Source organism: Haloglomus halophilum (genome assembly GCF_024298885.1).
Lineage (GTDB): Archaea > Halobacteriota > Halobacteria > Halobacteriales > Haloarculaceae > Haloglomus > Haloglomus halophilum.
The window spans coordinates 2,709,227-2,725,382 of record NZ_CP101166.1 but is presented as its reverse complement, the minus strand read 5'-3'; the positions used below and the strand labels follow the sequence as shown (position 1 = coordinate 2,725,382).

17 protein-coding genes are annotated in these 16,156 nt (G+C 69.9%); 11 read left to right on the top strand and 6 right to left on the bottom strand.

Features of this window, described 5'->3' with window-relative positions; translation table 11 throughout:
* Window positions 1–35: 35 nt before the first annotated feature.
* Both NL114_RS13150 and NL114_RS13145 read right to left on the bottom strand, forming a co-directional pair.
* Window positions 36–1,841: a GMC oxidoreductase gene (locus NL114_RS13150; RefSeq protein ID WP_254821377.1), complete on the bottom strand. Its 1,806-nt coding sequence runs from the start codon at window positions 1,839–1,841 to the stop codon at window positions 36–38.
* The gene (locus tag NL114_RS13145; RefSeq protein ID WP_254821376.1) at window positions 1,841–3,043 is read right to left on the bottom strand and encodes a hypothetical protein; all 1,203 of its coding nucleotides are present in this window, start codon (window positions 3,041–3,043) and stop codon (window positions 1,841–1,843) included. Before NL114_RS13145 ends, NL114_RS13150 begins: the two co-directional genes overlap by 1 nt.
* 136 nt (window positions 3,044–3,179) lie before the next feature.
* On the opposite strand from NL114_RS13145, the gene trpC reads away from it, so the two are divergent.
* The 8 genes from trpC (at window position 3,180) to NL114_RS13105 (ending at window position 10,139) form a co-directional block, all read left to right on the top strand.
* Complete coding sequence (gene trpC, locus NL114_RS13140) at window positions 3,180–3,968, top strand: indole-3-glycerol phosphate synthase (protein WP_254821375.1); 789 nt, start codon at window positions 3,180–3,182, stop codon at window positions 3,966–3,968.
* Window positions 3,965–5,284, top strand: coding sequence for a tryptophan synthase subunit beta (trpB, locus tag NL114_RS13135; RefSeq protein WP_254821374.1), 1,320 nt, complete (start codon window positions 3,965–3,967; stop codon window positions 5,282–5,284). Before trpC ends, trpB begins: the two co-directional genes overlap by 4 nt.
* Window positions 5,281–6,126 carry a tryptophan synthase subunit alpha gene (gene trpA, locus NL114_RS13130; RefSeq protein WP_254821373.1) on the top strand — a complete coding sequence of 282 codons (846 nt, stop codon included), beginning with the start codon at window positions 5,281–5,283 and terminating at the stop codon, window positions 6,124–6,126. The genes trpB and trpA overlap by 4 nt, the downstream gene beginning before the upstream one ends.
* A gap of 295 nt (window positions 6,127–6,421) precedes the next feature.
* On the top strand, window positions 6,422–7,216 hold the full coding sequence (locus NL114_RS13125) for a 2-amino-3,7-dideoxy-D-threo-hept-6-ulosonate synthase (protein ID WP_254821372.1): 795 nt from the start codon (window positions 6,422–6,424) through the stop codon (window positions 7,214–7,216).
* Between the two features lie 59 nt (window positions 7,217–7,275).
* Window positions 7,276–7,560, top strand: a complete 285-nt coding sequence (locus NL114_RS13120) for a type II toxin-antitoxin system HicB family antitoxin (protein WP_254821371.1) — start codon at window positions 7,276–7,278, stop codon at window positions 7,558–7,560.
* Between the two features lie 9 nt (window positions 7,561–7,569).
* Entirely contained in the window at window positions 7,570–7,824 is a 255-nt protein-coding gene (locus NL114_RS13115) for a type II toxin-antitoxin system HicA family toxin (protein WP_254821370.1), read from the top strand.
* A 106-nt stretch (window positions 7,825–7,930) separates the two neighbouring features.
* Entirely contained in the window at window positions 7,931–8,098 is a 168-nt protein-coding gene (locus NL114_RS13110; RefSeq protein ID WP_254821369.1) for a hypothetical protein, read from the top strand.
* A 145-nt stretch (window positions 8,099–8,243) separates the two neighbouring features.
* Window positions 8,244–10,139, top strand: coding sequence for a molybdopterin biosynthesis protein (locus NL114_RS13105; protein WP_254821368.1), 1,896 nt, complete (start codon window positions 8,244–8,246; stop codon window positions 10,137–10,139).
* A gap of 12 nt (window positions 10,140–10,151) precedes the next feature.
* Here the strand turns inward: NL114_RS13105 and NL114_RS13100 are convergent, their stop codons facing one another.
* Together NL114_RS13100 and NL114_RS13095 are read right to left on the bottom strand one after the other, a co-directional pair.
* Window positions 10,152–10,901: an RNA methyltransferase gene (locus NL114_RS13100; protein ID WP_254821367.1), complete on the bottom strand. Its 750-nt coding sequence runs from the start codon at window positions 10,899–10,901 to the stop codon at window positions 10,152–10,154.
* 68 nt (window positions 10,902–10,969) lie between these two features.
* The gene (locus NL114_RS13095) at window positions 10,970–12,289 is read right to left on the bottom strand and encodes an MFS transporter (RefSeq protein ID WP_254821366.1); all 1,320 of its coding nucleotides are present in this window, start codon (window positions 12,287–12,289) and stop codon (window positions 10,970–10,972) included.
* A 335-nt stretch (window positions 12,290–12,624) separates the two neighbouring features.
* On the opposite strand from NL114_RS13095, the gene NL114_RS13090 reads away from it, so the two are divergent.
* Window positions 12,625–12,846, top strand: a complete 222-nt coding sequence (locus NL114_RS13090) for a DUF8015 family protein (protein WP_254821365.1) — start codon at window positions 12,625–12,627, stop codon at window positions 12,844–12,846.
* 255 nt (window positions 12,847–13,101) lie between these two features.
* Window positions 13,102–14,106 (top strand): ornithine cyclodeaminase family protein, encoded by a 1,005-nt coding sequence (locus tag NL114_RS13085; protein ID WP_254821364.1) that lies wholly within the window; start codon window positions 13,102–13,104, stop codon window positions 14,104–14,106.
* Between the two features lie 101 nt (window positions 14,107–14,207).
* Here the strand turns inward: NL114_RS13085 and NL114_RS13080 are convergent, their stop codons facing one another.
* Both NL114_RS13080 and NL114_RS13075 read right to left on the bottom strand, forming a co-directional pair.
* The gene (locus tag NL114_RS13080) at window positions 14,208–14,471 is read right to left on the bottom strand and encodes a hypothetical protein (RefSeq protein ID WP_254821363.1); all 264 of its coding nucleotides are present in this window, start codon (window positions 14,469–14,471) and stop codon (window positions 14,208–14,210) included.
* Window positions 14,472–14,597: 126 nt separating this feature from the next.
* On the bottom strand, window positions 14,598–15,662 hold the full coding sequence (locus NL114_RS13075; protein ID WP_254821362.1) for a presenilin family intramembrane aspartyl protease PSH: 1,065 nt from the start codon (window positions 15,660–15,662) through the stop codon (window positions 14,598–14,600).
* Window positions 15,663–15,795: 133 nt separating this feature from the next.
* Here NL114_RS13075 and NL114_RS13070 point away from each other — a divergent pair, with 133 nt between their 5' ends.
* On the top strand, window positions 15,796–16,131 hold the full coding sequence (locus NL114_RS13070; protein ID WP_254821361.1) for a glutaredoxin domain-containing protein: 336 nt from the start codon (window positions 15,796–15,798) through the stop codon (window positions 16,129–16,131).
* The last annotated feature ends 25 nt before the right edge of the window (window positions 16,132–16,156 follow it).

Here is a 16,156-nt window from a genome sequence, read left to right as displayed (position 1 = left end):
GTGGCGAGGGCGGCGCCCCGGGCCGCGTGGACCTGTCAGAAGTAGCGGTCGACGATGTGCTCGGCCGTCCGGGCCGCCATGGCCTGGCCGGTGTTCGTCGGGTTCGGCCCTCCCAGCGAGTTCGGCAGGACGGAGTGGTCGGCCACGAACAGTCGGTCCACCTCGACGCATTCACAGGCCGTGTCCACGACTCGCTCGCCGCGCTTACCCATCCGCATCGTCCCGTGGATGTGCAGTGCCGCAGGCGGCGAGTCCGACCGGTGGACGTGGTCGGCGCCCGCCTCGCGGAGGATCTCCGTGCAGATCTCCGCAAGCCGGTCACGGCGCTTGATATCGGCGTCGCCGGGGACGTAGTTCACGAGAGGTATCGGGCCGTGTTCGTCCTCGGCGCCCGGTGCGACCGAGACACCGTTGCGCTGGTGGGGCCGGTCGTCGGTCACGACGAGAACCGGGAGGTTCCGCTCGTAGTGCGAGAGGTGGTACTTCAGCTCCTCACCGGTCAGCCGGCCCATCGAGTCCCACGGCGCGTCGGCCACGTCGTTGCGGAAACTGAAGCCCGAGGCGGAGGCACCGAATCCGAGCAGCGCGCCGACACCCGGGCCGATGCCGGTCGTCTGGAGCATCCCCAGCCCAGGGTAGTCGAACCGCGCGGCGATGTTCTGCCCCTCGTGCTGGGCGACGGTCGGCGACCCGTCGAGCTGCGTGTCCGGGTGGTCGTACAGGCGCTCTTCCAGTTCGCGGTAGGCGCCCTCGGACTCCCAGAACCCCATCACGTTGTCGCCGAAGTGGATGGTCATCCCCTTGCCGACCCAGCCGTTCTGCGGCAGGCCACTGTTGAGGTAGAGCCGCGGCGTCTCGATGGCGCCCGCCGCCAGCACGACTACCTCCGCCTCGACGGACTCCTTCTGTCCCGTCCAGGTGTCACGGAAGGTGACACCGGTCGCGACGGGGGCGTCCCCGAGCGCGCGGTCGGCCTCGATGTCGGTGGCAAACGCGTTGGGCCGGACGTGCACGTCACCCTTCTCGGGGTCGTCGCTGGCCCGCAGTGCCGCCGGGACGAAGCTCACGTTGGAGGCGCGCTTGGCCTTCTCCTCGAACGGGGCCCCCTTCGGATGGGGGTTGCCCGCGATCATCGAGAGCGCTCCCGTCGAGCCCTCGACGGGGTCCTCGGCCGACGGGTCGGCGGGGTGGCGGAAGTTCCCGTCGTAGTCGTTCGAGACGTGCAGCTTCTCCGAGGGCTGCCGGACGGCGTTGGGCTGCGGGCGGTAGCCCGGCTCCGTGACGTTCTTCGTGTCCAGCAGCTCCCAGCCGGCCTCCTCGGCGCCCTGGAAGAACAGCTCCTCCTTCTTCGTCACGGGCGCCGGCTGGACCTCAGTCATCGTCTCGACCTCCCGGTAGTACGGGACGAGGTCAGCGTACGACACCTCGTCGGGCCAGTGACCCTGCTCGTCGATGGCGGCCGGATACGCCCGGGGGTGGTTGCCGGTGTAGTGCAGCGTCGTGCCGCCGACGCCGGCACACTGGAGCAGCGCGCCATCGCCGGGGAACTTCCGGAACCAGAGTCCCCGCTCGTGGTCGGCCGGGCCGAACAGGAGCTTCCCCGTCATCTCGAACTCGCGTGTCGTGAACTGCTCGTCCAGCAGCTCGCCCGAGAGGTCGCTCGCGCTGTCGGAGTACTCCCCGCCGGCCTCCTCGTGGGGGTGGGGCCACTCCTCGTTCCCGTGGAACGGGCCCGCCTCCAGGAGCAGTACGTCCAGCCCGGCCTCCGCGAGCTTCCAGCACGCGACCGGCCCGTCCCCGCCGGCGCCGACGACAACGACATCGTACTCACGGTCGACCATCAGTCGTCACCCCCCAGCAGCCCGCCGAGCAGGCCGTCGTCGTCGGCATCGTCGGCGTCGTCGGCATCGTCGGTCCGCCCGCCGATGAACCCGCTGTCGTCCATGCCGTCCGCATCGTCGGTTCCGCCGTCGCCGGGCCCGTCGGTCCCGGACGCGTCGGGGGACGGGGCGGTTCCCGCCGGGTTGTCGGTCTCACCGGGGGCGTCGCCGGGGTCCTCGCCGCGGACGATGCCGGTCACGTCCGTGACCGGCGTGTCGCCGTCGGTCCGGCCCGTCTCCGGGTACACCTCCTCGTAGTCGCCCGTGTCGTAGTCGTTCTCGCGGAACGCGCCCGACTCGAAGGTGAGCTGGCGGGGGCCCTGTGGTCCCTTGTAGGTCTTCCAGGTCCGGCCACCGCCGAGGGACGAGTCGGGGGCACCCCAGTAGCCCCGGAACGCCGCGTTGCCGTCCTCGAACCCGGGGTAGCCGGTCTGCCGCCAGGACTGGACCGCATCGGGATCGTTCGGGTGCGACCGCTCGCTCGGGGGCCCGCCGATATCGTCGTACCCCTGCCACTCGCTGTAGTAGATGACCTCGGAGAAGCCGACGATGAGCTGCGGGACCAGGCCGGCGTCGGCCTCGACGAGCGGACCGGGGAGTTCGGCGGTGTCGAGTTCCTTCTCGTCCAGCATGGCGAGCGCCCGGAGCCGGTCCGTCCGCGAGAGCTTCGCGAACGGCCCGGCCGCCAGGCTCCGGGGGTCCGCCGCGATGTCCCGAAGGTCGAGCAGGTCGAGGACCCGTCCCGGGTCCAGCGGCACCGTGTTCTCGCCGCGGGCGACCAGTTCGGTCGCCGCGGCGTCGAGGACGAGCCCCACGAGTTCGGCCAGTCGAAGCTCACCGGTGAGCCCCAGTTCCTCGCTCCCGATACCCAGCAGCGAGTTCACGTAGGTGATCATGTACTCGTCGACGCCCACCTCGACAGCGCCGGGCACGTGCTCCTCGCCGACGTGGCCGTACTGCTTGCCGTCGTCGCCACCGTCGCCGGACGGGAGGGATGGGGTCGCCGGGACGACTGCGTCGACCGCGGCCGCGAACGTCAGTCGCGTGTGTGGGTCCGTGGTCGGCGGCGCGGTACCGCGGGCAGTCCCCGGAAGGACCGTGAACGCTCCCGCCCCCGCGATTCCCTGGAGGAGTGACCGTCGACCGAGGGTCCGTTCTCGCATTCGTCCTGATGGACTGACCGTTCGGTCAAACAGATTCCTCCCGTCATGTCCGGGCATTGAAGTACGGCCGTCGACCGGCAGGCGGCAACCGCGTCCCGCAAGTCTTATGCACAGATACGTCCCTCAGTGTACAGTAATGGATACCACCGAGGAGCTGGCACCGGCCGTGCGTTCCATCCTGGCGGCGGCCCGCGAGCGCGGGGGGAGCGACGAGCGTGTGTCGGTCGAGTCGCGGTCGCTGCCCGAGGCGTTCGCCGCAGCGGAGGCCGACGGGCGCGTGCCGGTCATCGCCGAGGTGAAACCGACCTCGCCCACCACGGAGGGTGAGCGACACGACGACCCCGTGGCGCTGGCCGAGGAGATGGTCGACGGCGGTGCGGCAGCGCTGTCGGTGCTGACCGAGCCCGAGCACTTCGGCGGCTCGACGGACTCGCTGGAGCGCATCCGGGAGGCCGTCGACGTGCCCGTCCTTCGGAAGGATTTCCTCCTGCACGAGGCGCAACTGGATGCCGTCGAATCAGACGTGGTGTTGCTCATCGCACGCTTCCTCGGTGACGACCTCGAGCCGATGCTGGCGGCCGCGCGCGAGCGCGGCTTCCAGGTCCTCGTCGAAGTGCACGACGCCGAGGAACTGGAGCGGGCGCTCGCAGCAGGGGCGGACATCGTCGGCGTGAACAACCGCGACCTCGCCGCCCTCGAGGTGGACCTCTCTACCTTCGAGCGCGTCGCGGCGTCGCTGTCTCCCGAGGAACGCGCAAACGTCACCCTGATTGCGGAGAGCGGCATCGGTACCGTCGAGGACGCCGCGCGGATGCGGGCAGCCGGCGCCGACGGACTGCTGGTCGGGTCAGCCATCATGGACGGCCCCGTCCGCGCGAACACGGAGCGGCTGACGACGCCCGCCGAGGGTGGCGATTCATCATGAGCGAACAACAACGACGCGGCGGCGACGGCAAGTTCGGGCAGTACGGCGGCCAGTACGTCCCGGAGGCACTGATGCCGGCTATCGAGGAGTTGACCGACGCCTACGAGCGCTACGTCCTCGACAACGAGGACGGCTTCATGGACGAGTTCCGCGAGCGCCTGCGGGACTTCGGCGGCCGGCCCACGCCGCTGGGCCGGGCCGACCAGCTGAGCGAGCGCTACGGCGTCGAGGTGTACCTCAAGCGCGAGGACCTGCTCCACGGCGGCGCACACAAGCTCAACAACGCGCTCGGCCAGTGCCTGCTGGCGAAGTACATGGGCAAGGAGCGCATCGTCGCCGAGACCGGCGCCGGGCAGCACGGCACCGCGACGGCGATGGCCGCCGCGCACCTCGATATGCCCTGCGAGATATACATGGGCCGGCGCGACATCAACCGCCAGCGCCCCAACGTCTTCCGGATGCGCATCAACGGCGCCGAGGTGAACCCCGTCGACATCGGCCGCGGGACGCTGAAGGAGGCCATCAACGAGACGATGCGCGACTGGGCGACGACGGTCGAGACCACCCACTACGTCATCGGGAGCATCGTCGGCCCGCACCCGTTCCCGTCGATGGTCCGTGACTTCCACCGGCCCATCAGCGCGGAGACGAAGCGCCAGTCGATGGAGGCGTTCGGGCAGCTCCCCGATGCCGTCGTCGCCTGCGCGGGCGGCGGCTCGAACACGATGGGCATCTTCTCGGAGTTCGTCGACCCCGGCGGGCTCCCCGGCACGGAGCCGGCCGAGAACGACCCCGGTGCCGAGGACGAGGTTGGCCTGTACGCGGTCGAGGCTGGCGGCTCCTCGCTCGCCGTCGACGAGGAACGCGGCGTCGCCCCCAACTCGGCGTCGCTCTCGACGGGCACCGAGGGCGTGCTCCACGGCGCCCGGACGAAGGTCCTGCAGGACGCCGACGGACAGATAATGGAGTCCCACTCGGTCTCCTCCGGCCTCGATTACGCCGGCGTCGGCCCCGAGCTGGCGAACCTCGTCGACGAGGGCCGCGTCGAGGCCGTGAACGTCGACGACGACGCGGCACTGGAGGCGTTCCACCGGCTCTCACAGGCCGAGGGCATCATCCCTGCGCTTGAGACGGCCCACGCGCTGGCGTACCTGGAGGAGCACGACGACCCCTCGGAACTCGGGGAGTACGTCGTCGTCAACGTCTCCGGGCGGGGCGACAAGGACCTCGAGTCGGCCATCGAGGAGACCGCGACGCGCGACCTGCCGAACGCGCCGGAGATGGGCGTGTTCGAGGGGGAGGGTGGCCTCCGATGAGTGGTCAGAGCCACATCCCGGCGGCGTTCGACGGCGAGCCCGCCTTCGTCCCCTATCTCGCGGCCGGCGACCCGAACTACGAGGCCTCGCTCGAGTACGTCGAGGCCCTGGAGCGGGCGGGCGCGGACTGCATCGAACTCGGCCTGCCCTTCTCCGAGCCCATCGCAGAGGGCCCGACCATCCAGCAGGCCGTCGTCCGGGCGCTGGAGGGTGGCATGACCGTCGAGCGGTACTTCGAGTTCGTCTCGGAGCTGGACGTGGACACCCCGCTGGTCTGTATGACCTACTACAACCTCATCTACCGCTACGGCGATGAGGAAGGTCCCGAACCGTTCGTCGAGCGCGCCGCCGAGGAGGGCATCGACGGCTTCGTGGTGCCGGACCTGCCGGCGGAGGAGGCCGGGCCGCTCCGCGAGGCCTGTGACGAACACGGGCGCGACCTCGTCTCCATCGTCGCGCCGACGACGGGCGAGGAACGGCTCCAGCGACTCGTGGACCTCTCCTCGGGCTACCTCTACATCCAGGCCCGCCTGGGCGTGACGGGCGCCCGTGCGAGCGTCTCCGACCGGACGAGCGAGTCGCTCGCGCGCGTCGCCGAGACCGGGACGGACCTGCCCCGCGCGGTCGGCTTCGGCATCTCCTCGTTCGAGCAGGCCCGCGATGTCATCGCGGCGGGCGCCGACGGCGTCATCGTCGGGAGCGCGCTGGTCGACATCGTCGCCGAGGGCCACGAGACGGACCGGCCGGTCGCGGAGACCGCCGCCGAACTGGAGGAACTCGGCCGCGAGCTGAAGGAGGGTGCGCTGGCGGGCGCCGAGACGGAAGCGTCGCAGGCGGACTGACGGAGGGAACGGACACACCTGGTTTTCGGCACGCGTCGCTCCGTCGAGCAAGCAACAGGGCGGACTGAAAGGGGCCGGTCGCTCGGCGGTTCCCCGGCGAAGCAAGCACCGCAGCGTAGCGAGGAGCGCAGCGAGCCGCGGAGCCCCGAGCGACCGGGGGCTTTCAACAGGGTTCGGTCGTCTCTGCCCGGCTCACTTTCTGCGATTCCGGCCCGGTCGACAACGACTCCATCCTGCCGCAACGTCGGCCCCGACCGGAACGCCCTTGTTCGTACCTGCCACACCGTCAGGTAACATGGATGCAGGGAAGACGGCCCGCCTGGACCGCATCGGGACAGACGGGCGGTACGTCGTGGTGCCGATGGACCACGGCATCACACTGGGCGCGGTGACAGGGCTGAAGGACATCGAATCGACCATCGACGCCATCACGCGTGGCGGTGCGGACTCGGTCCTCACGCAGAAGGGTATCGCCCCGCGGGTCCACCCCCACAAGAACGGCGCGGGCTACATCGTCCACCTCAACGGCTCGACCGTCGTGGGCCCGGACACGAACGACAAGCGCACCACGGGCAGCGTCAAGGACGCCATCCGTGCGGGCGCGGACGCGGTCTCCTTCCACATCAACGTCGGTTCGGACCACGAACCCGGCCAGATCGAGGAGCTCGCGGAGCTGACGACCGTGGCCGACGACTACGGCCTCCCCGTGCTCGCGATGACGTACGCCCGCGGACCGGGCGTCGACGAGCACGATCCCGAGGCGCTGGGCCACGCGGTGCGACTGGGCGAGGAACTCGGCGCGGACGTGGTGAAGACGGCCTACTCCGGCGACGCCGAGAGCTACGAGCACGTCTGCGAGTCCACGCGCCTGCCGGTCGTCATCGCGGGCGGCGAACCCGACACCGACCGCGAGACGCTGGCCGACGTCCGCGGCGCGATGGACGGCGGCGCGGCCGGCGTCTCGATGGGTCGGACCATCTTCCAGCACGACGACCCCGAGGCGATGACCCGTGCGGTCAGCCTGGTCGTCCACGAGGACGCCGACCCCGACGAGGCGCTGCGCGAGTCCGGGCTGGCGGTCGAGGCCTGAATCCGACCGATTCTCTTCGGTGCATCAAACTTATTCGCACGTGAGCCATCCGATCACGTATGAGCACGGACGCCGACGACGCCGGTGAGGAGGGCGGCGTCTCCCCGGTGAACATCTCGCTGTCCCTCGGAGACGACGGGGAGACGTGGGTCGCCCGCGACGAGGACACCGGTGTCACGTCGCAGGGACCCACGCGTCGGGCCGCACTCTCGAACCTCGACGAGGCCGTCGCGGGGTACCACGGTGCCGGCGACGCACCGAGCGAGGCGGACCTGCGCGAACTCGGCATCGACCCGGCACGGAACGAGTCCGGGAGCATCGATGACTCGGAGGTCTTCGAGTAGCGACGCCGGATGACGCGTGGACCGTTCTCTGGGATTGAGGTCGTGAAGGTGATGGTGAACAGCGGCATCTACGAGTGGGACCGGACCAACGGCGACCACGCGATTCTGCGCTGGGAACCACCCGAAGACCACGATGCCGACGCCCGGACGGTTCCGGTCCCGCTCCACGACGAACTCGACACGGGGACACTCCGGAGCATCGCCGACCAGGCCGGCGCGCGTGACTTCGACCGGTTCTGCGAGTGGATCGACCGCAATCGGTGACCCGACGCCGACCGAGGACCAGGGGTTACGGTTGGCGCAGGTCGAGGACCGGTAGACCGTCCACAGACGAGTGGGAAAACATCTCTCTCGGGGAACGGCAGCGAATATGTCGCGCCTCGGCTACGAACTGGGGCTCGTTGTGTTGATTTTCGGCGGATTCCTGTTCGCTGGCGGCGGGAACGACCTCTCCACCATCGGCGGGGCCGTCATGGCCGTCGGGCTGGCGCTCGGAATCGGAGGGGCGTTCCTGAATGTGGGTCGGAATCAGAGTTGAATCTCGATAATTCCGCCACAGATATCCAGATGATATATTATCCTATTCGTTCCACATCCATCTCGATTATGCGCCCCAATTTCTGCAATCGTCTCCTCGCTCTCCGGTCCACCCCTTCATTACGGCCCCGGCCCAACGCCGTCGCATGAGCGAGCGGAAGGAGTTCAGGGACCTCGCGTCGCCCGAAGCCGCCCACGACGCTATCGCGTCTCTGGACCTCACGCCCGACCCCGAGACGGTCCCGCTGCGCGAGGCGCGCGGCCGGGTCCTCCACGAGCGTATCGACGCCGCCATCGACGTGCCCGGATTCGACCGCGCGAGTGTCGACGGCTACGCCGTCCACGCGAACGACACGTTCGGCGCCGACGAGGCCGACCCCGTCCGGCTGGAACTCGTCGGGGAAGTCCACGCGGGCGAGGCCCCTGACGTCGACGTTCCGGAGGGCACCTGCGTCGAGATATCGACCGGCGCGGTCGTCCCCGAGGACACCGACGCGGTGGTGATGGTCGAGCGAACCGATAGAGACGGCGACGACGTGCTCGTCCGCACCTCGGTCGCCCCGGGCGACCGCGTGATGTTCGCGGGCGCCGACGTGGCCGCGGGCGAACGGGCACTGGGCCCGGGAACGGAACTCGGCCCCCGCGAGATCGGCCTGCTCGCCGCGCTCGGCGTCGACGAGGTGCCCGTCCGGGGGCGGCCGATCGTCGGCATCGTCTCGACTGGCGAGGAACTCGTCCGGCCGGGCGGGGACCTCGACAGCGACGCCGGGCAGATCTACGACGTGAACTCCTACACCACGGCGACGGCCGTCGAGGCCGCAGGTGGGGAGGCCCGGCTCTACCCCCACGCCGGCGACGACTACGACGCGATGGAGTCCGTGCTCCGGGAGGCCGCGGCGGAGTGCGACCTCGTGCTCTCTTCAGGGTCGACCTCGGCCTCGGCGGTCGACGTCATCTACCGCGTCGTCGAGGAGCGCGGCGAACTCCTGCTCCACGGCGTCGCGGTCAAGCCCGGCAAGCCGATGCTCATCGGGCGGATGGATGGCAGCGCGTACGTCGGTCTTCCCGGGTACCCCGTCTCGGCGCTCACCATCTTCCGGACGTTCGTCGCGCCCGCGGTCCGCGAGGCGGCAGGGCTGCCCGAGGCACAGACCGCCACCATCGAGGGGCGGATGGCTGTCGCCGAGCGGTACAGCGAGGGCCGACTGCGCTACATGCCCGCCGGCCTCGTGACCGACGGCGACGGCGAGACGCTCGTGTACCCGGTCGACAAGGGGAGCGGCGCGACTACATCGCTCGTCGAAGCCGACGGCGTCGTCGCCGTCGACCCGGACGTGGAGTACCTCGACGAGGGTGAACAGGTCGCAGTGCAGTTGTTCTCGCCGGACGTGCGGTCGCCCACCCTGTTCGGCGTGGGCGAGGACGACCCGTTGCTGTCGGACCTGCTCGATACGGTCAGCACGACTCAGCGACCCCGCTACCTCGGTGTCGGCTCGCGCGAGGGGCTCCGGCGCCTCCGCGACGGCATCCCGGACGTGGCCGTCACGAGCGCACCCGGCGAGGTGGGCATCGAGGCCGAGGAACTCGGCGCGTGGACCCGCGAGTGGGGACTGGTCGTGCCGGCCGGCAACCCCGAGGCTATCGAGGGACTGAGCGACCTCGTCGACCGCGACCTGCGGTTCGTCAACCGGACCTCGGCGTCGGGCCTGCGGACGACGCTCGGGGACGCCGTGGCCGCCCTCGCCGACGAGCGGGGTGTCGAGCGCCACGACCTCGTGGACGCCATCGACGGGTTCGACGCCGGGACACGGGCCCACGAGAGCCCCGCCCGCCGGGTGCTGGCGGGGAAGGCCGACGCCGGCCTCGGCCTCCGGGCGACGGCCGAGCGGCTGGACGCGGGGTTCGTCCCGGTCGGGGAGGAGACCGTCCGTGTCCTCGCGAACCCGGACCGCGTCGGGAAATCGGGCGTCGCGGCGCTCCGGGACGCACTCGAGGATGCCGGCGACGCTATCGAGGCCCTGGCCGGTTACGGCCAGCCCTGACCGTCAGCGAACTCATTCCTCACGGTCGTCCCGCAGCCGCTCGGGATGTTCGAGCAGGCCGTTCCCCCGACGGAGAATGCCGCGGAGTGTGCGGGCCTCGCGACCGGTCGGGTGGGCACGCCCCAGCACACGTCGAAGGAGTCGACGAGCCTTCGCTCGCTTCTCCTCGGGATGGTTGACGTTGCGGAGGTATCGGACGAACTCCTGGTGCAGTCCCTCGATCTCGGCCTCGTCGGCGCGCTCGATCTCGTCGGGAACCTGCGCCTCGGCGACGGTCAGCTCGCGGAGCTCGTAGATGACGACCGTCGCGGCCTGCCCGAGGTTGAGGACGGGGTAGTCGGCGCTGGCGGGGATGGCACAGACCTCGTCGAGGCGCCCGAGTTCGTCGTTGGTGAGGCCGACGCGCTCGCGACCGAACACGATGCAGGTGTCGGCCTCGACATCACGGAGCGAGTCGGCGAGGTCCGCGGGCGTCCGGAACGGGTAGCGGACGTGCTTGCGGGCGTCCTCGTTGGTGACGGCCGTGCAGCCGACGGTGTGGAAGCTGTCGACGAGGTGGTCGAACGTGACCTCGCGGGCGTTCGGGAGGACATCCTCGCGGGCATGGCCGGCCATCCCGTAGGCCTCACCCTCGGGGTCGAGTTCCGGCGGGTCGACGAGGAGGAGGTCCGAGAGCCCGAAGTTCTTCATCGCGCGGGCGACAGTCCCGACGTTGCCGGGCGTCTCGGCGTCCACGACGGCGACTGAGATGTCGGGGGGCACGCCGGACGATAGCCGGCGGGGGCGCAAAAGGGTCGCGTCACGGGAGCGGTGGCGTCGCGGCCCGGCAGTCACCGCCGCACGTAGAGAACGGCGCCACACAGCGCCGCCAGCGCACCGAATCCGGCGAGCACGGCGAACAGCGCGGCGTCGTTGGCGTACGTGAGGACACCACCGGCGACGGCGCCGCCGAGCGCGCCCACGCCGAACACGCCGAGGTAGGTGTAGCCGTACGAGAGGCCACGGGCGCCGGCGGGCGTGTACTCGGCCACCGTCGCCTGGTAGAACGGCTGGACGACGAACAGGAAGAACCCGACGAGCGCGCCCATCACCAGGAGGGGAACGAGCCCCATCGTGGCGACCGGGAGGAAGAGGACGGCGAGGACGGCGAGCGCGCCGTAGCCACCGAGGAGACCGAGTTCGACCGGGACCCGGTCGGTGAGCCGGCCGCCGGCGTACTGCCCGGCGACGCCGACCATCAGGAGGCCGACGTAGAAGTACCGCTCCGGTTCCAGCGTGCGGCCGGCGAACTCGACCGGGGCGAGCGACGGGAACCGGCCGAGTATCTCGGGGAGGAACGTCAGCAGGCCACGGTAGTAGAGCCCCGAGAGCATCACGGCGGCGAACACGAGGACGAACGCGCCGCCGAACAGGAGCCGGGAGTCCGCGAGGAACTCACCGAGCGAGGAGACCGACCCCGACGCCCGGGCGTCGCCGCCGGGCGCGTCGTCTTCGCCCGCTCCGTTCTCGCTCTCGTCGCCGTCGTCGGTCCCTCCGTCGGTCGCGGTCTCGGACCCGACGGCAGCCGTCTCGTCCACGTCGATGCGCGCGGCCGCGATAGCTGCGACGAGCGCCGGGAGGGCGAGGAGGCCCACGACGACCCGCCAGTCACCGAGGCCGAACAGCAGGAGGGCGGTCGCGAGCGGACCCAGTGCGATGCCGAGGTTCCCCGCCACACCGTGGTACGCGAAGGCGGAGCCGCGTTCCTCGACGCCCTTCGAGATGAGCGCCAGCCCCGACGGGTGGTAGACCGACGCCGCCACGCCCCAGACGAACAGCGCGAACGCGATGGCGACGAGTCCCGGCGAGACCGCCAGCAGGAGGAAGGATACGCCCATCCCGACGAGACACGAGAGGATGAGTCGGCGCGAGCCGTAGGCGTCCGCGAGGACGCCGCCCGGGAGCGCCCCTAGCCCGAACGGGGCGTACCCCATCGTGAGGACGACGCCCATCACGAACCCCGTCACGGCGAGCGTCCCCGTAGGGAGCGCGACTGTCGAGAACTCGGCCTGCCAGACCGGGAGCAACAGCGGAAGCGACAGCTCGTAGGTGTGGACCATCGCGTGTGCGACCATCACCAGCCCCGTTATCGCCCGGTCGTTCCGGTTCACGTCTTCAACTCCGACGCCGCGGGTTTCAACACGTCGTTTCGCTCCTCACGGCTCGGACTCCCCCAGCGGCTGACCGGTTCCCGGCGCCGCCGAGAGCCATGGGTAACGGGTCCGAACACATACGGAATCGTATGTACTCCGCCAGTCGGTCGTTCGCGACCGCTTCATCCTTCCATCCTCCGGCCGCTTGCTTGCGGTTATGAAGAACCAACCACCTCATAAGTTATAGATAACTTCTGGAAAAGCTCTCCAGCAACCATATGTCGCCCTTGTACGACTTACCAGTTGAATCTGGGAAACACTTATGTCAGTAACGTCCGAAGGTCATGATAGATATGGCAGGTTACTACGACTTCGTTCTCGGCGCGATTCCGCTCGCAGCAGCCAGCATCGCCACCGCCCTCTTCCTCGGTGGCATCGTCCTGACGACCGCTATCTCGCTGGGCTGTGTCGTCGCGGCCGGACTCGTGGGCCACGCCATGTTCGTCCGTACCCCCGGCCGGTCGACGACCACCGCCGCGGCCGAGTCGACACCCTCGTTCGACGTCGCGGACTGAGCGCTCCGACCGGCTCGTGACATCTCTCTCCGCTTCCCGACCTGTAAGCTGATTCGACCGCTCCGGCCGCCGTATATTTTCGATACCCCCACATTTCCAGTATTTGCAGCCAATAGATCACATAGTAGGCCAGTTTTCCGAAAAGATTGCCGGTAACACCTGATGGTGAGAACCTCCGGTACAGTTGATAGCCAGTCGACGGCCCGGTGGCCTCGGGGCCGCAAACGCCAAACGGTGGCCGTGTGAACGTCCGGTATGACCGATACGGAGGTGCTGTTCCTGCGGAGCGACGAGCTGTCCGGGCTCGCCACCCCGGCCGAGTACGTCGACGCCGTCCGCGAGGGGTATCGCGAGGTCGGCAAGGGTGCGGCCGCCGAGCCCCGGACGAAGCTCGTGAACCAGTCGCCACCGGGGATGTTGACCGGCTACATGGCCATCCTGCCCGAGACGGGGGCGATGGGCGGGTACACCTACGCGGCCGGGTTCGGCGACAAGGACGCACATTTCTTCCTGCCGGTGTTCGACGCCGAGAGCGGGCGCCCGTTGGCGATGCTGGACGGCGCCTCGCTCAACCCGTTCAAGACCGGCGCCGCGGGCGGCGTGGCCATCGACGAGCTGGCCCGTCCGGACGCGGCCGACCTGGCGCTGTTCGGCTCCGGTGCCCAGGCCAGGGGCCAGCTCCGCGCGGCCGCGGCGGTCCGTGACATCGAGACCGTGGAGGTGTACTCGCCGACGAAGGCACACCGCGAGAGCTTCGCGGGCGAGATGAACGAGGCGCTCGACGCCTCCGTCGCGGCGGTCGCCTCACCGGACGCCGCCGTCGAGGGGGCCGACATCGTCGTCACGGCGACGGACGCCAGCGAGCCCGTCTTCGACGGGGAGATGCTGGAGGAGGGCACCCACATCACGGCGATGGGTCAGTACGACCCGGACAAGCGCGAGGTGGACGCGACGGCCGTCAAGCGCGCGAAGTACGTCCCGGACCTCCGCGCCCGGGCCCATCAGGACGCCGGAGCGTTCCTGCAGGCCAGGGAAGCGGGCGTCGTCGGGGACGACCACATCCACGCCGAGCTGGGCGAGGTCGTGGCCGGCGAGGCCGAGGGCCGGACGGCCCGCCAGGAGATCACCATGTTCGATTCAGGCGGGACGGGCGTCGAGACCGTCGCCGCGGCGTACATGCTGTACCGGAAAGCGCGTGACGAGGGGCTGGGGGAACTACTCGAGTTCGCCCCGGCGAGCGACGCGCTCACCGGGCAGTAGTACGCGGACCGCGACAGGAAGGTGGTCCCGCGAGGGACCAGAACATGACCGAGAACGGCCGGGGCCTGCTTGGCACGCGGAGGGCCCCGGCAGTGGGGGAGTCAGGCCTCTGCGGTCCCGGGGTCGGCCCCCTCGACACCGTCACCGTCGGGCGTGGCCCGGAGCGGCCACCGGGGGGGTTCCATCACCTGCGTCGCGATCCGTACCGCGGCGTAGGGGAGGAGGACGAGCGCCAGCGGAAGCGTCGTCGCTGCGGCGACCGCACCGATGAGGGCCGGCGCGACGAGCGCCATCAGGCCCAGCCAGCCGGCGACGAGCAGGACGGAGCCGCCTACGATGAGGCGGCGCGTTCGTGGAGGCTTCATCGGGACCAGCGGGGACCATCCCCGCAGCCATCGCTATGGGCCGGGGGATGAAAAGTATAATCTGAAAGACATTTCTGTAGGCGAAGTTACTGAAATCTGCTTCACCAATGCGAGTCGGCAGCCGGGTCAGAGGTACGGCGCCAGTCCGAGTGCCTGCACGAGGGGAATCCCCGCGGCGACGGCCCCGACGAGGTAGCCGCCGATAGCGCCGCCGTTGAGCAGCGGCAGACCCGCGTGCGCGCGCCCCTGCATCACGAAGTACATCAGCGCGAGCAGGCCGAGGTTCGTCCCGACCATCGCGGTGAGCGCCGGGAGCGTGAGCGCGATGCCCGGCACGAGCGAGGAGACGCCAACCGGCGCGAAGAAGCCGGCCGACGCGATGAGGACCGCCGGCATCACCGCATCGCCGAGGCCGATGAAGAAGGCATCTCGCTCGGGGTCCGCGTCGTCGCCCTCTTCGGACGCGTTCCCACCCTCGTTGGTCTCGTCCTCGTCGGTCTCGTCGCCGCTAGCCTGCCCCCCATCGGCGACGGCCGTGTCGTCCTCGTCACCGTCCTCGGAGCCGCTCCCGCCAGCCTCCGGTGACTCGTCGAGGAACGAGTACGACAGCGTCAGCGGGACGACGAGGACGACGGGCACCTTCAGGTCCATCACGCCCTCCGCGAGGGTGAGCATGTGTTCGGTGCCGTAGACGCTGATGGCATCGTACACCGCCAGCACGACCAGCAGGACGAGTGCCGGGAGGACGCCGAAGTTGATACCGAACAGGCCGGCCGCGCCCGCACCCATCACGACGCCGGCAGCGTCGATGACGTACCACTCGGGGTAGAACCAGAGCGCGCCGGTGACGAGCCCAGCGAGCGCGACGGCGGGGGCGAGGGCCGCGAGTCCCGGGAGCGGCGCCGCCGGGACGAGCACCGCGAAGACGTAGAACGAGAGGTAGCCCGACGAGCCGACGAGTACCGCCCGGATGACGCGGTCGCCACCGTACCTGAACGCGCCGAGCATCACGACCGTCGCAACGAGGATGGCCCCCACGTACAGCAGGCTGTTGGTCGGGTCCGAGGGGTTCTGGACGTCCTGGAACCCCGCGGACTTGAACGGCTCCACCAGCGCGAGCGCCCCGAGCTGGACGAGCACGAAGATGCCCACGATGGCGGCCACCGCGACGTACCGCCGGTCGGCGTTCATGTGCGTCCGTGGGGGTGGCCGGCGTTTGGGCGTTGCGCTCCCCGGCGGGGACCGGAGGACATGGTCCGACGGTCGCTCACCCGCCGGGTCTCGCTCCCGGAGAGTTATGCTCCCCGCCGCACAACGACCGGGTATGAGTACCGACGCCGAGGCTGGCGACGCGGCCGACGCCGCCGACACCGACCCGACCATCACCCTCTACCGGCTGGAGGGCTGCCCGTTCTGCGAGTTCGTCGTCGACCGGCTGGACGAGCTCGACCTCGCGTACGACAGCGTCTGGGTGGAGGGGCTCCACTCTCGGCGCAACGAGGTCCAGCGCGTCTCCGGCCAGCGGCAGGTCCCGGTCATCGTCGACAGCGCGACCGGCGTGACGATGAGCCAGTCCTCGCGCATCCTCGAGTACCTCGACGCCACCTACGCGGGCGAGGACATCGAGGTGGACGCGAACCCGACGACCGAGGCGAACTGAGACCAGTCGTCCCGGGGGGTCCGGC

What these genes read in the sequence shown, in the direction of transcription:
- trpB (WP_254821374.1), top strand. Translation starts at nt 3,965, where the DNA reads ATGAGCGAACAACAACGACGCGGCGGCGACGGCAAGTTCGGGCAGTAC.
- NL114_RS13085 (WP_254821364.1), top strand. Translation starts at nt 13,102, where the DNA reads ATGACCGATACGGAGGTGCTGTTCCTGCGGAGCGACGAGCTGTCCGGG.
- NL114_RS13075 (WP_254821362.1), bottom strand. Translation starts at nt 15,662, where the DNA reads ATGAACGCCGACCGGCGGTACGTCGCGGTGGCCGCCATCGTGGGCATC.
- NL114_RS13110 (WP_254821369.1), top strand. Translation starts at nt 7,931, where the DNA reads ATGTCGCGCCTCGGCTACGAACTGGGGCTCGTTGTGTTGATTTTCGGC.
- NL114_RS13070 (WP_254821361.1), top strand. Translation starts at nt 15,796, where the DNA reads ATGAGTACCGACGCCGAGGCTGGCGACGCGGCCGACGCCGCCGACACC.
- NL114_RS13145 (WP_254821376.1), bottom strand. Translation starts at nt 3,043, where the DNA reads ATGCGAGAACGGACCCTCGGTCGACGGTCACTCCTCCAGGGAATCGCG.
- trpC (WP_254821375.1), top strand. Translation starts at nt 3,180, where the DNA reads ATGGATACCACCGAGGAGCTGGCACCGGCCGTGCGTTCCATCCTGGCG.
- NL114_RS13150 (WP_254821377.1), bottom strand. Translation starts at nt 1,841, where the DNA reads ATGGTCGACCGTGAGTACGATGTCGTTGTCGTCGGCGCCGGCGGGGAC.
- trpA (WP_254821373.1), top strand. Translation starts at nt 5,281, where the DNA reads ATGAGTGGTCAGAGCCACATCCCGGCGGCGTTCGACGGCGAGCCCGCC.
- NL114_RS13080 (WP_254821363.1), bottom strand. Translation starts at nt 14,471, where the DNA reads ATGAAGCCTCCACGAACGCGCCGCCTCATCGTAGGCGGCTCCGTCCTG.
- NL114_RS13125 (WP_254821372.1), top strand. Translation starts at nt 6,422, where the DNA reads ATGGATGCAGGGAAGACGGCCCGCCTGGACCGCATCGGGACAGACGGG.
- NL114_RS13120 (WP_254821371.1), top strand. Translation starts at nt 7,276, where the DNA reads ATGAGCACGGACGCCGACGACGCCGGTGAGGAGGGCGGCGTCTCCCCG.
- NL114_RS13115 (WP_254821370.1), top strand. Translation starts at nt 7,570, where the DNA reads ATGACGCGTGGACCGTTCTCTGGGATTGAGGTCGTGAAGGTGATGGTG.
- NL114_RS13105 (WP_254821368.1), top strand. Translation starts at nt 8,244, where the DNA reads ATGAGCGAGCGGAAGGAGTTCAGGGACCTCGCGTCGCCCGAAGCCGCC.
- NL114_RS13090 (WP_254821365.1), top strand. Translation starts at nt 12,625, where the DNA reads ATGGCAGGTTACTACGACTTCGTTCTCGGCGCGATTCCGCTCGCAGCA.